The 18,414-nt window shown below is 34.5% G+C and carries 13 protein-coding genes and 4 tRNA genes; 6 read left to right on the forward strand and 11 right to left on the reverse strand.

Going from position 1 to position 18,414, the window contains the following annotated elements; translation table 11 throughout:
- Positions 1-200 precede the first annotated feature (200 nt).
- The 3 genes from focA to pflA all read left to right on the forward strand — a co-directional run bounded on the left by focA (position 201) and on the right by pflA (position 4,398).
- Positions 201-1,049, forward strand: a complete 849-nt coding sequence (gene focA, locus DKK79_RS02635; RefSeq protein WP_034902976.1) for a formate transporter FocA — start codon at positions 201-203, stop codon at positions 1,047-1,049.
- A gap of 64 nt (positions 1,050-1,113) precedes the next feature.
- Entirely contained in the window at positions 1,114-3,396 is a 2,283-nt protein-coding gene (gene pflB, locus DKK79_RS02640) for a formate C-acetyltransferase (RefSeq protein ID WP_065578112.1), read from the forward strand.
- Between the two features lie 225 nt (positions 3,397-3,621).
- Positions 3,622-4,398 carry a pyruvate formate lyase 1-activating protein gene (gene pflA, locus DKK79_RS02645; RefSeq protein WP_220018989.1) on the forward strand — a complete coding sequence of 259 codons (777 nt, stop codon included), beginning with the start codon at positions 3,622-3,624 and terminating at the stop codon, positions 4,396-4,398.
- 48 nt (positions 4,399-4,446) lie between these two features.
- Here pflA and rarD read toward each other — a convergent pair whose 3' ends face one another.
- The 10 genes from rarD to recA form a co-directional block, all read right to left on the reverse strand.
- Positions 4,447-5,343, reverse strand: coding sequence for an EamA family transporter RarD (rarD, locus tag DKK79_RS02650; RefSeq protein WP_110422725.1), 897 nt, complete (start codon positions 5,341-5,343; stop codon positions 4,447-4,449).
- A 69-nt stretch (positions 5,344-5,412) separates the two neighbouring features.
- Entirely contained in the window at positions 5,413-6,705 is a 1,293-nt protein-coding gene (serS, locus tag DKK79_RS02655) for a serine--tRNA ligase (RefSeq protein ID WP_110422726.1), read from the reverse strand.
- A gap of 800 nt (positions 6,706-7,505) precedes the next feature.
- A tRNA-Arg gene (locus DKK79_RS02660) sits at positions 7,506-7,582 on the reverse strand.
- 19 nt (positions 7,583-7,601) lie between these two features.
- Positions 7,602-7,678 (reverse strand) — tRNA-Arg (locus DKK79_RS02665).
- Positions 7,679-7,695: 17 nt separating this feature from the next.
- Positions 7,696-7,772, reverse strand: a tRNA-Arg gene (locus DKK79_RS02670).
- Positions 7,773-7,789: 17 nt separating this feature from the next.
- Positions 7,790-7,882: transfer RNA gene (locus tag DKK79_RS02675), tRNA-Ser, on the reverse strand.
- A gap of 123 nt (positions 7,883-8,005) precedes the next feature.
- Positions 8,006-8,206 (reverse strand): carbon storage regulator CsrA, encoded by a 201-nt coding sequence (csrA, locus tag DKK79_RS02680; protein ID WP_110422727.1) that lies wholly within the window; start codon positions 8,204-8,206, stop codon positions 8,006-8,008.
- A gap of 141 nt (positions 8,207-8,347) precedes the next feature.
- Positions 8,348-10,981: an alanine--tRNA ligase gene (alaS, locus tag DKK79_RS02685; protein ID WP_110422728.1), complete on the reverse strand. Its 2,634-nt coding sequence runs from the start codon at positions 10,979-10,981 to the stop codon at positions 8,348-8,350.
- Between the two features lie 196 nt (positions 10,982-11,177).
- On the reverse strand, positions 11,178-11,678 hold the full coding sequence (locus tag DKK79_RS02690) for a regulatory protein RecX (RefSeq protein ID WP_110422729.1): 501 nt from the start codon (positions 11,676-11,678) through the stop codon (positions 11,178-11,180).
- The gene (recA, locus tag DKK79_RS02695) at positions 11,678-12,724 is read right to left on the reverse strand and encodes a recombinase RecA (protein ID WP_110422730.1); all 1,047 of its coding nucleotides are present in this window, start codon (positions 12,722-12,724) and stop codon (positions 11,678-11,680) included. The genes DKK79_RS02690 and recA overlap by 1 nt, the downstream gene beginning before the upstream one ends.
- A 409-nt stretch (positions 12,725-13,133) precedes the next feature.
- Here recA and DKK79_RS02700 point away from each other — a divergent pair, with 409 nt between their 5' ends.
- From DKK79_RS02700 to DKK79_RS02710, 3 genes are read left to right on the forward strand one after another with little or no spacing between them, the layout of a single operon-like run.
- Entirely contained in the window at positions 13,134-14,378 is a 1,245-nt protein-coding gene (locus DKK79_RS02700; RefSeq protein WP_110422731.1) for a PqiA/YebS family transporter subunit, read from the forward strand.
- A 14-nt stretch (positions 14,379-14,392) separates the two neighbouring features.
- Positions 14,393-16,030 (forward strand): intermembrane transport protein PqiB, encoded by a 1,638-nt coding sequence (pqiB, locus tag DKK79_RS02705; protein WP_110422732.1) that lies wholly within the window; start codon positions 14,393-14,395, stop codon positions 16,028-16,030.
- Positions 16,030-16,614 (forward strand): PqiC family protein, encoded by a 585-nt coding sequence (locus tag DKK79_RS02710; protein WP_110422733.1) that lies wholly within the window; start codon positions 16,030-16,032, stop codon positions 16,612-16,614. The genes pqiB and DKK79_RS02710 overlap by 1 nt, the downstream gene beginning before the upstream one ends.
- A 58-nt stretch (positions 16,615-16,672) precedes the next feature.
- Here DKK79_RS02710 and pabB read toward each other — a convergent pair whose 3' ends face one another.
- The gene (gene pabB / locus DKK79_RS02715) at positions 16,673-18,409 is read right to left on the reverse strand and encodes an aminodeoxychorismate synthase component I (protein WP_110422734.1); all 1,737 of its coding nucleotides are present in this window, start codon (positions 18,407-18,409) and stop codon (positions 16,673-16,675) included.
- Positions 18,410-18,414: the final 5 nt, after the last annotated feature.

The raw sequence follows: 18,414 nt of genomic DNA on the forward strand, positions 1-18,414 counted from the left end.
TTATTAAATTAATGATCAACAGCCACTTTTCTAACCTATATTTAAGGGCTCAAAGAGTGGCTAATTTATAGACGATACTAATATTCAGTGATTAATGTTTTTTTAGTTTTAAAGTTTTTTATTAAAAAAAACGTGATCTACTTCAATTTTGGAGTATACTATGCGCCTCATAAAAGCATAGTTTTTTTGAGGATGTCAACTTGAGTAATGATAAGCTTGTGGACTCGTTTTCTCCCGCACAAATGACCCAAATCGCCGAAGAACTTGGCAATTATAAAGTTAATAAACACCCTAGTAGTACTATCTTATCTGCTATTCTTGCAGGTGTTTTTATCTCCATCGCCTTCGTATTCTATATTACTGCAACCACCGGTACAGCAACCGTTGCTTTCGGACTTGCTAAACTAGTTGGTGGTATCTGTTTCTCGCTTGGTTTGATGCTTGTTGTTTGTTGTGGAACGGATCTATTTACTTCAACCATTTTAACTATTTTACCTAAAATGACGCATAGAATAAGTTGGGTAAAAATGTTTCGTAACTGGATTTTTGTCTATATTGGTAACTTTATTGGTGCTATACTGTTTGTCGCAATTATTTGGTTTTCTGGGCAATATATGGTTGCCAATGGTTTATGGGGATTAAATGTCTTACAAACTGCAGATCATAAATTACACCATACTTTCATCGAAGCGGTATTCCTTGGTTTATTAGCTAATTTAATGGTGTGTTTAGCTGCTTGGATGAGTTATGCAGGTCGCAGTTTACTCGATAAAATGCTAATTATGGTGTTACCAGTGGCAATGTTTGTCGCCAGTGGTTTTGAGCATAGCATTGCAAATATGTTTATGATTCCTATGGGAATTGTAATTAATAATTTTGCGTCACCTGAGTTTTGGGCTGCTGTCGGGGTCGCTCCTGATACCTTTAAAGCACTAACAGTTGAGCATTTTATTGTAAATAATTTAATTCCTGTTACTATCGGGAATATTTTAGGGGGCTTATTAGTCGCCGTTCCTAATTGGGCTTTACATCTACGTAAGCCACATTGATTTTATAATATTTACCCTTATGTAAGAGTAGATAGATATTTTTGTAAACCTGAGGTTAATAACTATGAGTAATTTAAATGAAGTACAAGCAAAGGCTTGGAAAGGATTTAAAGAGGGTGATTGGCAAAATAATGTCAATGTTCGCGATTTCATTCAAAAAAATTACACACCTTATGAGGGTGATGAATCTTTCTTAGCTGGCGCTACAGAAGCAACCACTAAATTGTGGGATAAAGTGATGGAAGGTATCAAATTTGAAAACTCCACTCATACGCCAGTTGATTTTGATACAAGTGTAATCTCTACTATCACTGCTCATGATGCAGGTTATATCGAAAAGGATTTAGAGAAGATTGTCGGTTTACAAACTGAAAAACCATTAAAACGTGCAATTATCCCGTTTGGTGGTATCAAAATGATCGAAAATTCTTGTAAAGCTTACGATAGAACTTTAGATCCATTAGTTAAAAAAATCTTTACTGAATATCGTAAAACTCACAACCAAGGTGTATTTGATATTTATACTCCAGATATCCTACGTTGTCGTAAATCAGGTGTAATCACTGGTCTTCCTGATGCTTATGGTCGTGGTCGTATCATTGGTGACTACCGTCGTGTTGCGCTTTACGGTATCGATTACTTAATGCAAGATAAATTTGCACAATTTACTTCATTACAAGCTGACTTTGAAAATGGCGTTGATTTACCAATGACTATGCAACGTCGTGAAGAAATTGCTGAACAACATCGTGCACTTGGTCAAATTAAAGAAATGGCAGCGAAATATGGTTTCGATATTTCAGCACCAGCAACTACTGCACAAGAAGCTGTTCAATGGACTTATTTTGGTTATTTAGCTGCGGTTAAATCTCAAAATGGTGCAGCGATGTCTCTTGGTCGTACTTCTACTTTCTTTGATATCTATTTCCAACGTGATTTAGCAGCTGGTTTAATTACTGAAAAAGAAGCGCAAGAAATTGTTGACCACTTCGTTATGAAATTACGTATGGTTCGTTTCTTACGTACTCCTGAATATGATGAATTATTCTCAGGTGATCCAATTTGGGCAACTGAATCTATTGCAGGTATGGGTGTTGATGGTCGTACATTAGTAACTAAGACTTCTTTCCGTTTCTTAAATACTCTATATACAATGGGTCCTTCTCCAGAACCAAACATGACAATTCTTTGGTCTGAACAATTACCTTCTGGATTTAAAGAATTTGCATCTAAAGTATCTATCGATACTTCATCTTTACAATATGAAAATGATGACTTGATGCGTCCTGATTTCAATAACGATGACTATGCTATCGCATGTTGTGTAAGTCCAATGATTGTTGGTAAACAAATGCAATTCTTTGGTGCTCGTGCAAACCTTGCTAAAACCCTTCTATACGCAATCAATGGCGGTGTGGATGAGAAATTAAAAATGCAAGTTGGTCCTAAAGAAGATCCAATTACTGACGAATATCTTGATTTTGACAAAGTGTTCGCTCGTTTAGATCACTTCATGGATTGGTTAGCAAAACAATACGTGACAGCTTTAAATGCAATTCACTATATGCACGATAAATATAGTTATGAAGCATCATTAATGGCGCTACATGACCGTGATATTATTCGTACTATGGCTTGTGGTATTGCTGGTCTTTCTGTTGCAGCTGACTCATTATCTGCAATTAAATATGCGAAAGTAAAAACTATTCGTGATGAAGATGGTTTAGCAACTGATTTTGAAATCGAAGGTGAATATCCACAATTCGGTAACAATGATCCACGTGTTGATGATATTGCAGTTGATTTAGTTGAACGTTTCATGAAGAAAATTCAAAAACTTAAAACTTATCGTAATGCAATTCCTACTCAATCTGTGTTAACTATTACTTCAAACGTAGTATATGGTAAGAAAACAGGTAACACTCCAGACGGACGTCGTGCTGGTGCGCCATTTGGGCCAGGTGCTAACCCGATGCACGGACGTGACCAAAAAGGTGCGGTTGCTTCATTAACTTCTGTAGCTAAATTACCATTTGCTTATGCGAAAGATGGTATTTCATATACTTTCTCAATCGTTCCTAATGCATTAGGTAAAGACGATGACGCGCGTAAACGTAACTTAGCTGGCTTAATGGATGGTTACTTCCATCACGAAGCGACAGTTGAAGGTGGTCAACATCTAAATGTTAATGTTTTAAATCGTGAAACATTATTAGATGCGATGGAACATCCAGAAAAATATCCACAATTAACTATTCGTGTATCTGGATACGCAGTACGTTTCAATTCATTGACTAAAGAGCAACAAAAAGACGTTATTACACGTACTTTTACTCAATCAATGTAATTTAGTTAATTCATAAAATTAATTACAATCAAATAGCGTCCTTAATGGACGCTATTTTTTTGCAGAATTTACCGAATCTTGCGGGCTTATTGAATTATTTGAATATTTATTAGGTATAATTAAATTTAACTAGCTTATTACTTATTGATGTAATTGGTGAAAGTATGACATCAACTGAGTTAAAATACTAAAAACAGCAATGTGAGCAATTATTAGAGAATTGTTATGGAACAAAATATTATTATGACAACTGAACAACCCATTAAAGGTCGTATTCACTCTTTTGAATCATTTGGTACTGTCGACGGACCTGGTATTCGTTTTATTGTCTTTTTTCAAGGTTGCTTAATGCGTTGCTTGTATTGTCACAATCGTGATACATGGGATTTAAAAGCCGGGCGTGAAGTCACTGTTGATGAACTGATGAAGGAGATTGTCACTTATAAAAGCTTTATTATGCCTAACGGTGGCGGTGTAACGGCATCAGGTGGTGAAGCTACTTTACAAGCAGAATTTATTACTGAATGGTTTAAAGCTTGTCATGCAGAAGGAATTCATACCTGTTTAGATACCAATGGATATGCTCGGCAGCTCGATCACACTATTGAAGATTTATTGGAAGTAACCGATCTTGTCATGTTAGATTTAAAGCAAATAAATGATGAGATACATAAAAAATTAGTTGGTGTTCCTAATAAACGCGTTTTAGATTTTGCCAAATATCTACAAAAGATTAATAAAAGAACCTGGATCCGCTATGTGGTTGTACCTGGTTGGACCGATGACGATAATTCAGCACATTTGCTTGGTCAATTTATTCAGGGAATGGAAAATATAGAACGTGTAGAGTTACTACCATATCATAAACTTGGTGCCTATAAATGGGAGACTATTGGTGACAAATATATGTTAGAAGGGGTAGAAGCACCACCAAGAGAAACGTTGGATCGAATCCAAACAATTATAGAAAGTTACGGACAATATGTAACATTTAGCAAATAAAAAAACTTCAACATAAATAAGGCGCTTAAAATCGCGCCTGTTAACCTTCTATTTTAATCTTTTCCTTCTTACCGCCCGTAACAGATAGAGGATGCCTTCAAGCGCTAGGACACAAACAGATAGCCAAATCAGTCCGTAAGACACAATATGTTCACTAGATACTGATTCATGCAAAAATAATACAGAAACAAGGGTAAGTAAGACTGGTTCTACGTAGCCTAGGAGCCCAAATAATCCGAGCGGTAATAGTCGTCTGGCAACGAAATACATGGCAAAAGCGATAGCCGTAATAATACCTAGCATTGGAATAAAAATATGAAAGTGAGATAGATCACTAATAACGCGATTGAAAGGATAATTTAGTATAAAATAAATAAGGCATCCAAGAAATATAAAAAAGAAATCTGAAAAGGTTCCAGAAATCCCCTCTATTTGCAGTTTACGGCGTGTCATAAAGTAGATAGGGTAACCCAAGGCAATAACCGCGGTTTCCCACGAGAATGCACCAGTAATGTAGATTTCTAGAATAACACCAATACCGGCGAGAACAACGGCAATTTTTTGAAAAATACTGAGTCTTTCTTTATAGAAAATTTGGCCAAAAACAACCATACTTAATGGTAATAAAAAGTAGCCAAGCGAAGCAGATAATCCGTGGCCATTAATTGGCGCCCAAATAAAGATCAACATCTGGATAGTAAGTAAAAATGAAGAAAACAACAATCCTACTAAAAGGAATGGTTGATTTTTAATTCGAATAAATAGAGCTGATATTGATGACCACTGCTTTTCAAGAAAAATTAATACCACGATAGCGGGAAAAGATGTTAATAACCGCCAACAAAAAATGTCGACGACTGATAAAGGTTGTAATAATACCGGGTAGTAATAAAGTAACCCAAAAAGACATGATGCCAGTATTGATAGTGCAACGCCTTTTATCATCTTATTCACCTACATTAATAAAAAAATAGCGCTAATTGATAGCGCTATTACGAATATAACAAATTCATGTTAGCCAATGAATTCAAGACCATTCATATATGGTACTAATACTGATGGTACTTTGATTGTGCCATCGGCTTGCTGGTAGTTTTCCATGATGGCTACAAGAGTTCGTCCAACCGCTAAACCTGAACCATTTAGGGTATGTACTAAATAAGTTTTATTATCAGTTTTATTGCGATAACGCGCTTGCATTCGACGAGCTTGGAAATCCCACATATTTGAACAAGACGAGATTTCTCGATAAGTATTTTGTGCAGGGACCCAAACTTCAAGATCATAAGTTTTACAAGAACCAAAGCCCATGTCACCAGTACAAAGGATAATTTTACGATATGGTAGTTCTAATAATTGTAAAACTTTTTCTGCATGAGCGGTTAGCTCTTCTAACGCTTTCATTGATTCTTCAGGTTTAACAATTTGTACCAATTCAACTTTATCAAATTGGTGCATACGAATCAAACCGCGAGTATCTTTACCATAAGATCCGGCTTCAGAACGGAAACAAGGCGTATGTGCGGTCATCTTCATTGGTAAAATACTTTCATCAAGAATCTCATCGCGGACTAAATTTGTAACAGGAACTTCAGCCGTAGGAATTAAGGCATAATTACTACTTTCAGATTCTTCATCAAGAGGTTTTGTATGGAATAAATCGCCAGCAAATTTAGGTAATTGACCAGTACCAAATAGAGTTGCATGGTTCACAAGATAAGGCACATAAATTTCTGCATAGCCATGTTGTTCGGTATGCAGGTCTAACATAAATTGCGCAATGGCTCGATGTAAGCGAGCTAATTGTGATTTCATCACCACAAAGCGTGCACCAGTAAGTTTTACACCGGCTGCAAAATCAAGACCACCAAAACGTTCACCTAAAGCGACATGATCTTGAATTGGAAAATCAAAGCTTCTTGGTGTTCCAAAACGAGACACTTCAACATTATCGTTTTCATCTTTACCATCAGGCACCGAGTCATCAGGAACATTTGGAATGTTGGAGGCGATATCTTTAATTTGATTTAGGAGGATATCTAACTCTGCTTTAGCACTGTTAAGCTTTTCACCTAATTTGTTTACTTCTTCTCGTACTGCTGAAATATCTTCACCACGTGCTTTAGCTTCTCCAATTGCTTTAGAACGAGCATTACGCTGTGCTTGTAAGTTTTCAGTTTCAACTTGTAATGTTTTGCGCTTTTCTTCTAATTGTCGAATGGTTTCGACATCTAATTTAAATCCACGACGTGCTAGTTTGCTAGCAACAAGATCTAATTCGTTTCGAAGTAAATTTGGGTCCAACATAAAAAAAGTCCATTATCGTTTATTAATGTTATCTGATTAATTTTTTATTTTAGCTATATATAAATAAAAAATATGATGAATATGAAATTTGTGAGCTTAGTATACTAGAATTATATCGGGATTCAACCGAAGCGGTATACCCGAAAAATTCAAACTGATATTCATAAATCTATTTCGTTCAATTGGGTAAAAAATAATCATTCTTTATATGTAAAAATCTTAAACATATAAAAATTTAAATATTATTTGTTGTTTATATTGCCGAATATTTAAACTCGTCTATTATTCATAAAAGAAATAACAAATACAAGTTATTAACGATTATTTTTTAATAAATTTTACAATAAAAAAATTTCATATCCAATATTCTAAACTAATATCAGTTGATCATCCTTTTATTTAGTTCTTCAATTTTATTATTGAGTACGAAGATAAAACAACTAAGCAATTAGATTTAGCTACATCTCAATGTTTTTTTATGAATCTTCTGTTTTCAAGTTGCTGCATAAAATTCTATTTTGCTTTAAGAGTGCAAGTATTAGCATTTAATCTTTCACAAAACGCTTTTTAAGGCTTAGTTAGGGTTGTAATAGGGTAGGGGGTAGGGGAAACCTAAAAAATCGTTGTAGTACGTTCTATATTGGTATTATTAAATGTTTTTAAAATACACAATAGATAAGATAAGGCATTAAGTAAAAGTAGAGTGTAATATCGGTGTAAGTAATATTTTTAAGGTTGTTATATTCAATGTGATTTTTGATTGATTATTACAAATCGAAGAATATATTAGGATGCTTAAATGGCGCACCCGAAGGGATTCGAACCCCTGACCGCTCGGTTCGAAGCCGAGTGCTCTATCCAGCTGAGCTACGGATGCTTGTAAGTTCGTAAAAAAATGGTGCATCCGAAGGGATTCGAACCCCTGACCGCCCGGTTCGTAGCCGGGTACTCTATCCAGCTGAGCTACGGATGCACATTAGGTTTTTAAAATGGTGCATCCGAAGGGATTCGAACCCCTGACCGCCCGGTTCGTAGCCGGGTACTCTATCCAGCTGAGCTACGGATGCATATTTTAATTTAAAAATGGCGGTGAGAGAGGGATTCGAACCCTCGATGCAGCTTTTGACCGCATACTCCCTTAGCAGGGGAGCGCCTTCAGCCTCTCGGCCATCTCACCAAAACATTATGACTTTGCCTTAACGACAAAATCATAATGTGTGGCGCACATATTACGTTCTCCAAAAAATAAGTCAAACATTTTTTTGCGAACACGTGCTGGTTGTTTATTTAGTACCCAATATTACTCTTTGGGTTGAACTATTTCATCAACTTTGTCTTGCGATTGATGAATTCTGTTGTAGATCTCTTCTCTATGAATAGAAACTTCTTTAGGTGCGTTAATACCGACTCTGACCTGATTACCTTTTACGCCCAAGACGGTAATAACAACATCGTCACCGATGATAAGTGTTTCACCTATTCTCCTAGTTAAAATTAACATTAGATCTCCTAATATCAGTTAAGTATATATCCAAACAATTTTAAGATATAGCTTCGTCAGCCCCCCATCGGATAAGGCAAAAAGACGGAATTTTACAGAAATACACTAATGCCTAATTAAACAACACAGGAGTATTTCTGGCTAACTTGCTTGTAATTTATGACTGATTTCCTTTTTTACAGAAGATAAAGCTTCTGGTAACGCCGAAAGATCCATTCCACCTGCTTGAGCGAAATCAGGCCGCCCACCGCCTTTACCACCTACTTTTAATGCTAATTGAGATACTAATTCGCCAGCTTTAACAATGTTTAATAAATCATTGGTTACACCAGCTGCTAAATTAATTTTGCCATCATTGACAGCAGCCAAAATAATTACACCACTTTTTAATTGATTTTTCAGATCATCAATCATTGTACGTAACATTTTGGCTTCGACGTTATCGACTTTAGCAATTAGTAAGTTTTTATTATTAATTTTTTCACATTGATTAAGCAACTGCCCACTTTGTTGGCTAGCTTGTTCAGCTTTCAACCGTTCAATTGCTTTCTCTAATGTTTTGGTTTGATCGAGCAGCTGTTCAATTCTTGATAAAACAGCTGATTTATCACTTTTAACCATAAAACCAATTTGGTTTAATAAATTGGATTCATGGTGGATATATTCCATCGCATTTTGACCTGATGTAGCTTCAATACGACGTACTCCTGATGCAATACTCGACTCAGAAATAATTTTAAAGAGACCTATATCTCCAGTTCTATCAACATGGGTACCACCACAAAGTTCAATAGAAAAATCACCCATGGTTAATACTCTAACGATATCTTCGTATTTTTCACCAAATAGTGCCATGGCACCTTTATTTTTAGCTTCATCAATAGGCATTAATTCTATGTCTACCAACAAGTTTCGTCGAATTTGCTGATTAACTAAATTTTCTATTTCGACAATTTGTTCTGGTGTAATGGCTTGATTATGTGAAAAGTCAAACCGAAGATAACTGTCGTTAACTAAAGAACCTTTTTGATGTACATGGTTACCTAAAATACTTTGTAAAGCTGCTTGTAATAAATGTGTTGCTGAATGATTACGGCGAATACGTTCGCGTATTTCTACATCAATTGCAGCGGTTACTACATCTCCAACTTTTAATGAACCTTTGGTAACTTTACCTATGTGGCCAATACTTTTGCCGTATTTTTGGCTGTCAGTGACGTCAAATACTAAATCAGCAGATGTTAGAACACCTTTATCACCAACTTGACCACCAGACTCACCATAAAATGGCGTTTTATCTAGAATAACAACCGCTTCATCACCAGCATTGATCGCCTCAACTTTATTGCCATTTTGGAAAATAGCAATTACTTTTCCTGAGGCTTCGTTAGATTGATAACCTAAAAATTCAGTTTTGTCATCAAGTTTAATCATATTACTATAATCAACACTAAATGAACTAGATTCACGAGCTCGTTTACGCTGTTCTTCCATGCATTGATTGAAACCATTTTCATCAATAGTGATATTCTTCTCACGGCAGACATCAGCGGTTAAATCTAATGGGAAACCATAAGTATCATAAAGTTTAAACGCAATATCACCAGGTAATACGTTGTCAGTAATTTTACTTAACTCTTGATCGAGTAAGAATAGACCTCGTTCTAATGTTTTTAAGAACTGCTCTTCTTCAATCTTAAGTGTATCTTCAACTAATTTTTGGTTATTTGCTAATTCATTAGCGGCACTTCCCATTACTTCAATTAATGGTTTAACCAATTTATAGAAGAAAATATCTTTAGCTCCTAACATATGTCCATGACGTACTGCGCGACGAATAATTCGACGTAATACATAACCACGTCCTTCGTTTGAAGGTAGAACTCCATCAGCAACTAAAAAAGCACAAGAACGAATATGGTCAGCAATAACTCTCAATGATTTACTTTCTAAATCTTTTGTTTGAATGATTTCAGCTGCATCTTTTATTAGTTTCTTAAACAGGTCAATATCATAGTTAGAATTGACGTGTTGTAAAACAGCCGCTATTCGTTCAAGCCCCATACCAGTATCAACTGATGGTTTAGGTAAAGGTTCCATTGTGCCATCAGGAAGGCGATTAAATTGCATAAAGACGAGGTTCCAAATTTCAATAAATCGATCCCCATCTTCCTCGGCACTTCCCGGAGGTCCGCCCCAAATATGATCACCATGGTCATAAAAAATTTCTGTACAAGGTCCACAAGGCCCGGTGTCACCCATTTGCCAAAAATTATCAGAGGCATATGGAGCACCTTTATTATCACCTATGCGGATAATACGTTCTTTAGGAATACCAATTTCATTTTCCCAAATTGCGAATGCTTCATCGTCTGTTGCATAAACGGTAACAGTTAATCGATCTTTAGGAAGATTAAACCATTTTTCGCTGGTTAGTAATTCCCAAGCAAAATGAATCGCATCACGTTTAAAATAGTCGCCAAAACTGAAATTACCTAACATTTCGAAAAAGGTATGATGCCGAGCAGTATAACCTACATTGTCAAGGTCATTGTGTTTTCCCCCAGCTCTTACACAACGTTGAGATGTGGTTGCTCTGGTATAAGGTCGTTTATCAATACCAAGAAACACATCTTTAAACTGATTCATTCCAGCATTTGTAAATAAAAGTGTTGGATCATTATGTGGAACAAGGGAACTACTGGCAACGATTTCGTGTCCTTTGCTATGGAAAAAGTCAAGAAAACTTTGACGAATTTCTGTAGTGCTTTTCATTTATGCTTCCATATTAAACGATAAATTTTTAGACATAGTAATATACCCGTTACAACTTAAGTTGAAAAGTAAATATTCTTAATACAGCGATTGATCTAGTTACTATTAATAAAGTAATAAGGAATAAAATTAAAAGATCTTGAGAGCTTTTTATATAATGGGCATTTTTAATTAATATTGTAGGGACTATAGTAGTTTAAGTCAACAAACTATATACAGTTTTTATGTCAAATTGTGTAAATCCTTTAGCAATCAAAAATTGTATAGCTTTTTGTTTTTGTTGATTATCATTAGGGTCGATAAATTTAAATTTTTTTAACAATTGTTGATGCGCAATTTCTGACCAATTGATATCCGCTATTTGTAATAGTTCTCGACTAAGATCAGATGATAATCCTCGTTGTTTTAATTCTAAATTAATCTTATATTTCCCATAACCTTTATTAGCACGCATAACAATATATTTTTCAATATATTGTTTATCATCCATCCAACGTTGATTAGTACAATAGGCAATGACATCTGCTATTTCTGTTTTTAATTGGCTTAATTGTTCTGGAAAATCATCTTCTGAACAGTTTATTTTTTTGCTGAAAAACAAAGTTAGTTTTCTGGTAAGCTCACATGATGAGTGATCACGCTGTGCAAGTAATTGCACAGCTTTATTTAAGATTAATTTATTTAGTTTTTTTTCCATTACTCAAAACTTTCATCTTCTGTTGAAATATCTTCATCATCAGCAGAGAAAACCGCAGGACTATTTAATAATAAATCGCGTAATTTAGTTTCAAGCTCTTTGGCGATTTCCGGATGTTCTTGTAAAAACTTAATTGAATTCGCTTTACCTTGACCTACTTTTTCGCCATTGTAGCTGTACCATGCTCCAGCTTTATCCACTAATTTATGTTTCACACCTAAATCGATCAGTTCGCTTTCTTTAGAGATACCGCATCCGTAAAGAATTTGGAATTCTGCTTGTCTAAATGGCGCGGCTACTTTGTTTTTGACTACTTTTACTCTAGTATCACTACCAATAACGTCTTCACCTTCTTTTACTGCACCAATACGACGAATATCTAAACGAACAGAAGCATAGAATTTCAAGGCGTTACCACCAGTAGTTGTTTCTGGATTACCAAACATTACACCTATTTTCATACGAATTTGGTTGATGAAAACAACAAGGCAATTTGCATTTTTGATATTGGCGGTTAATTTACGTAATGCTTGGGACATTAAACGTGCTTGTAATCCCATATGAGAATCGCCCATTTCTCCTTCAATTTCTGCTTTTGGTGTTAGTGCTGCAACCGAGTCGACAATAATCACATCAACAGCTCCAGAACGAACTAATGCATCACAAATTTCGAGTGCTTGTTCACCAGTATCGGGTTGAGAAACTAATAAATCATCGACTTGTACGCCTAATTTGGCTGCATAGATTGGATCTAAAGCATGTTCGGCATCGATAAATGCGCAGGTTTTACCTTCTTTTTGTGCTTGCGCAATAACTGATAATGTTAATGTTGTTTTACCTGATGACTCTGGTCCAAAGATTTCAACGATTCTACCCATTGGTAAGCCACCGATACCTAAAGCAATGTCTAACCCTAAAGAACCTGTTGAAACGGCGTCAACGTCTAACGTTTGAGTATCCCCTAAACGCATGATTGAACCTTTACCAAATTGTTTTTCGATTTGGCTTAATGCTGCAGAAAGTGCTCGTTGTTTGTTTTCATTCATATAATAAAATTCCAATAAGTAAGGATATTGGATGATATTATACTGTATTGTTATACAGTATCAAGTTTTTTTTATAAACATTTATAAATTTGTTAATTCTGTGAAATTGTTCACAAAATTTATTAATTCTTTTCATTAATCCCTCATTATCCAGATTTTAAATGAGGATTAAAAAAGAACTGTTTTAAAAAGTGAGAATAATCAAATTAAGCTAATTTAATGAGGTAATACTTTCATAAAAAAAGACCATTTGATATGATGAACATCAAGGAAATTATAGTCATTATTGGTGTATCAAATTAATTGCCTCACAATATAACTTTACCATCATTGACAGTTTTTGATATCAAAATATTATTTAATCATAAATATCTTTACCGCTTAGAATATAATCAAATGAAGGAATATAATGATCACCGATAAACAAGATTATGTACTATGTTCTCATTGTGATTTGGTCATCGAATTAGCTGATGTGGCAATCGGCCACAAAGCTGTTTGTCCTCGCTGTAATACGACATTATTTAAAAACAATATCAATATGAAGTTTAGAGCAGCAATGTATGCGTATTGCTCGATAATTATGTTGATTGTGGCTTGTGGTGTGGTTTTTATTGATATCAATTTAGTGGGTAATATCAATGGGGTAAGTGTGTTAGACATCCCCAAAATCCTTTTTTTTGATAATTATAGTTATATTTCGGCGCTATTTATTTTATTTGTACTAATATTTCCATTGCTCAATTTGTCTATTATTGCTTTACTCTGTTCAAAGATTAAGTTAACTAAATATCGAAAAAGAGATTTACTGATAGTTTATGAAAAATTTCAACATTGGTGTATGCCTGAAATATTTTTAACCGGTATATTAGTTAGTTTTGTAAAACTAATGAGTTATGGCAATATTGGTGTGACTAGCACATTTTGGGCATTTTGTTTATTCGTATTCTTCTATATTAAAGCCTTAGTTATATTTACACCTGGCAAAATTTGGAATGAAATTCATCGAAATAATTTTGCATTAAAACCATTAGAAGTTGCTAAAACGGGGATTTGTCAAAATATAAAATTATGTCATTGTTGCCATGCAATTGTTCCTATTGAGTATGCTAAATGCCCAAGGTGTAAACAAAAAAGCCAAGTAAGAGAGCGGGATAAAATACAATGGACCATTGCACTTTTAGTGACGTCATTAATTATTTATATTCCTGCTAATTTATTTGGAATTATGATAACAGTGGTATTTGGCTCAGCGTCAACTTCGACTATTATGGATGGCGTTATTTATATGTGGCAAGCAGGTGATATACCAGTAGCGTTAGTTATTTTTGCAGCAAGTGTAGTTATTCCAATTTTAAAAATAATTTCACTTAGCTGGTTATGTTATTTTGCATTAGCTGTAAAAGATAAAAATAAACATAATTGCTTAAAAATGAAGAAATTATATAATGCGGTAGAATTTATTGGTAAATGGTCAATGATAGATATCTTTGTGGTTTCTGTAGTTTGTTCTTTAGTGAGAAATCAGCAAATGATGGGAGTTTACCCAGATATAGGCGTATGTTTTTTCGCCACTGTTGTTATCATTACGATGATTGCATCCCAAAAATTTGATCCACGATTGCTTTGGGATCGAACGCCAACTCGAAAATGAAATATAGGAATATTATGGCAACCTCAAGTAAAATAGCAAAAATAATTAAAATCAGAGCAATCTCTGCAATATGGATTATTCCTATAGTTACTGCTATTGTTGGCTTATGGATAATCTATGCCCATTTTGCTGATCGAGGCACCACCTTTACTTTAATTGCCAATGATGCAAATGGTATTATTGCAGGTAAAACAGTAATAAAAAATCGTAGCGTAGATGTCGGTATTGTTGATGAAGTGACATTATCTGATGATTACCAAAAAGTTGTCATAAAAGGTCGTATCTATAATGATATGGAACCATTATTAAAAAATGATTCAATATTTTGGGTGGTTAAACCCGAAATAGGCCGTGATGGAGTGACAGGGCTTGGTACCATTTTATCTGGGGTATATATTGAATTGGCCTCAGGCAATGATACCCATAGTTTTAAAAACAATCCATTTATTCTATCTGATACTCCTCCGTTATCTGATCCCAGTATCAAAGGAATTCGTTTAAATTTAGAAAGTGATCAAAGTGGTGTTGTTCCTCGAGGCGCTAAAGTGATGTTTCGTGGTTATCATGTAGGTAACGTTGAAACATCGCAATTTGATGTTGATGCTCGTAAAATGAAGTATCAAGTTTTTATCACCAAACCTTATGATGCATTAGTTACCGAAAACGTACGGTTTTGGAAAGAGGGGGGGATTAATTTAACGTTATCTTCTCGAGGTGCCAGTTTAGATGTGCCCTCTTTAGATGTTCTAATGTCAGGCGGTATTAGTTTTGATTTACCTGATGGGGCAAAATTAGGACAACCCGCTAAGCAACATGATGTGTATAAATTATATGAAGATAGAAAATCGATTCAAGATTCTCAATATACCGAGTATAAAGAATTTATTATTATGCTTAATGAGTCAATCTCAGGTTTAACCGAAGGGTCGCCAGTAGAGTATCACGGTATAAGACTTGGTACAGTGAGTTCGGTGCCGTTCTATACATCGGAAATGTTGAAAGATATATCAATTCTCAATCAAAGAGTACCGGTATTAATTAGGATCGAGCCAGATCGTTTATCTGAATTAGTAGAGGATAAGATTGATATTGTCGCTTTGATTAAGGATGAACAAAAAAATGGCCTAAGAGCATCATTAAAAACTTCAAATATATTTACCGGTGCGCTCTATATAGATTTAGATTTTTATCCAGAGTTAAAAGATAAATATAACACTAAATTCGCTAAACAATATGGATACGATACTATTGAAACTACATCAACAGGATTTGCACAGATACAAACAAAAATCCTGCAGTTATTAGATAATTTTAATAATCTGCCGTTGAATAGTACTATAACCCAATTTAATAAATCATTAGAATCAAGTGAACGATTAATGCAATCTTTAAATCAAATTATGGCAAGTAAAGAGATGCAAAATATGCCTAAAGATTTACAGAAAGCTATTCGTTCTTTAAACGAGACTATGAAAGGATTACAACCGGGTTCACAACTGAATACTCAAATGAATGAAAGCTTACAAAAAATTCAACAAATGATGGATGAATTGACCCCTTTACTTAATACACTAAATAATAAGAGTAATGCATTGATTTTTTCAGCTCCAAATAAAAAAGATCAAGAACCAAAAGCCAGAGGTAATAAATAATGTTTAAATTAATTCAAAGCCTACAAATTATGCTATTGATGACATTATTAAGTGCAATAATTGGTTGTTCATCTGATGTTCCGAATAAAAGCTTTTTTCAATTGACCAGTAATTTGGCTAACCATGGTTCAGCGATGACTCAATCTACTCATTATTTTATCTGGATTGAGTCTATTGAAGTGGCCGATTTTTTAAATAAATCAGGAATTGTTTTGCAAACAGATGATATAAAATATACCACGGCAACTAATCATCTATGGGTATCGGCATTATCTCAACAACTTGCCGATCGATTATCACAAGACTTAACGCAAATTATGCCTAATTATTTGGTATCGACAAATTCAATTACCACTCCATCATTAACGGTTAAACTTTTTATTGATGGCTTCCATGGTAATTATAATGGTGATGCGATAATAACCGGCCGTTGGGTTATGACAGATAAGAGCGGTAAAATTGTTACTAAAGTTATTAAACGGCAAATTCCGCTTACAACAAATGGTTATAATGCTCTGGTAAAAGCCTTGTCCCAAGGCTGGCAAGATGAAGAGCAAGACTTTGCAAATTCAATTAAACATTAATTATTATTAGACATTCCGTCAGAAGAGTGACGGAATGTTCTTGGTGCTCAATTGCAGATCACAATAACTGTTGTTTTAATTTATTTAATAGCTGATTTTCAATCTCAACCCAACCTCGTACACTATTAATAAACGCTATTTTATCGGCTTGTAAAATATCTTTTTTGATAATCTTTTTCTCAATGAGTTGGTGATTATTCAAATAATTCTGTCGCATCGTACCAGCAAGCAATCCAGAGGTAATCGCTGGTGTTAGCCACTTATCATTAATGAGTAATGCAATATTACCATTTACAAACTCGGTAATTTCATCATATTGATTATAATTGATATATTCTTGACCTGCGGCTAATTGAGGAAAATGTTGGCGATTAGTTGTTTTATGATAGAGAAAAACATTTTCCTTATCGACACATTTTTCTGCCCAAGCAAGTTTATCAATTACTATTGGATTGGTAAGTAAATCGATACTTATTGCCGGTTGTCCATTTTTAGGTTGTAGCAATCTAATTTTATATTTTCCTGAAAAATAAGTTTTTGCCAAATCGGTCAACTTCTGTTTGATGGTTTGAACATTACATGCAAAATCAAAATAGGTTGCTGAAGCCAATAACCTGTCTAAATGCATATCCAATAAGACCAATTTGCCATCTTCAAGCAATAACGTTTCAATAATATATTTAGGTGTCGACAAAGTTCGATTTAAGATAGCAGTTTTGGCTAAAATCTCATTATATTCATCATCGGCGGTTGAATCCCATGTAATGCCACCCCCGACGCCATAATTCAACTGTTGATTATGGATAGTCAAAGTACGTATTGGAATATTAAAAACAGCCTTTTTCATAGACGGTTCAATATAACCAATTGTGCCACAATAAACGCCGCGCGCTGAGTTTTCAATATTACTAATAATTTGCATGGTGCTTGATTTAGGTGCACCAGTAATTGAACCGCATGGAAAAAGCGCTTGAAATATCTGATATAAATTCACATTTTCTTTTAGGTTTCCTTGAATAGTTGAGGTGAGCTGCCAAACAGTTGGATATTTTTCTGCGGTAAATAAGTGTGGAACGGTTACCGAACCAGGTTCGGAAATTTTACTCAAATCATTACGAAGTAAATCAACAATCATCATATTTTCAGCCAGATTTTTCTCTGACATTAACGACTTTATTTGTTGTTTATCTTGGTTGTTATTTAAGCCTCGTGCCACTGTTCCTTTCATCGGTTTAGTCGAGATGGTTCTATCTTCTAATTTAAAAAATAATTCTGGGGAGATAGATAAAATATGATATTTTTCAAATTCAATATAAGCACAGTAATTAGCTCGATTATTTTTTTGTAGAAAATGATAATAATCTTTAGGATTGCCATTAAATGGTGCATTGAATTGAATGGTAAAGTTGGTTTGATAAGTATTACCAGATTCGATTTGGGCGCGAATATAACTAATTTTTTGTTGATATTCATCAATGTTGGTGTCGCTAGACAACTTCAAAGATTGCGGTATATATTGTTCATTATTGGATATCGTCGTATAGTCTTCAAAAATACCAAATAACAGCAGAGGTAAATCCTGATTTGACGTTGGGAGTATTTTGGTTTTATTTGACTCGTTAAAGCCCATAGCGCTTTCATAAGCAAGGTAACCGCAAGCGTAGTAACCTTGTTGTATGAATGCTTCTATCTCCTCAATATCTTTTTTTATTGAGCAATGATCAGATGACTTTATAATTTTTATTGGATCACAAAAATATTTATGTTGCCCTTCAAAATCAAAATAAATTTTCATGTTCA

The sequence above is a fragment of the Gilliamella apicola genome, assembly GCF_003202915.1.
Lineage (GTDB): Bacteria > Pseudomonadota > Gammaproteobacteria > Enterobacterales > Orbaceae > Gilliamella > Gilliamella apicola_Q.

Bases quoted from the DNA above. Each gene is read 5' to 3' on its own strand.
- pflB (WP_065578112.1), top strand. From the start codon at position 1,114: ATGAGTAATTTAAATGAAGTACAAGCAAAGGCTTGGAAAGGATTTAAA.
- pflA (WP_220018989.1), top strand. From the start codon at position 3,622: ATGGAACAAAATATTATTATGACAACTGAACAACCCATTAAAGGTCGT.
- rarD (WP_110422725.1), bottom strand. From the start codon at position 5,343: ATGATAAAAGGCGTTGCACTATCAATACTGGCATCATGTCTTTTTGGG.
- serS (WP_110422726.1), bottom strand. From the start codon at position 6,705: ATGTTGGACCCAAATTTACTTCGAAACGAATTAGATCTTGTTGCTAGC.
- csrA (WP_110422727.1), bottom strand. From the start codon at position 8,206: ATGTTAATTTTAACTAGGAGAATAGGTGAAACACTTATCATCGGTGAC.
- alaS (WP_110422728.1), bottom strand. From the start codon at position 10,981: ATGAAAAGCACTACAGAAATTCGTCAAAGTTTTCTTGACTTTTTCCAT.
- DKK79_RS02690 (WP_110422729.1), bottom strand. From the start codon at position 11,678: ATGGAAAAAAAACTAAATAAATTAATCTTAAATAAAGCTGTGCAATTA.
- recA (WP_110422730.1), bottom strand. From the start codon at position 12,724: ATGAATGAAAACAAACAACGAGCACTTTCTGCAGCATTAAGCCAAATC.
- DKK79_RS02700 (WP_110422731.1), top strand. From the start codon at position 13,134: ATGATCACCGATAAACAAGATTATGTACTATGTTCTCATTGTGATTTG.
- pqiB (WP_110422732.1), top strand. From the start codon at position 14,393: ATGGCAACCTCAAGTAAAATAGCAAAAATAATTAAAATCAGAGCAATC.
- DKK79_RS02710 (WP_110422733.1), top strand. From the start codon at position 16,030: ATGTTTAAATTAATTCAAAGCCTACAAATTATGCTATTGATGACATTA.
- pabB (WP_110422734.1), bottom strand. From the start codon at position 18,409: ATGAAAATTTATTTTGATTTTGAAGGGCAACATAAATATTTTTGTGAT.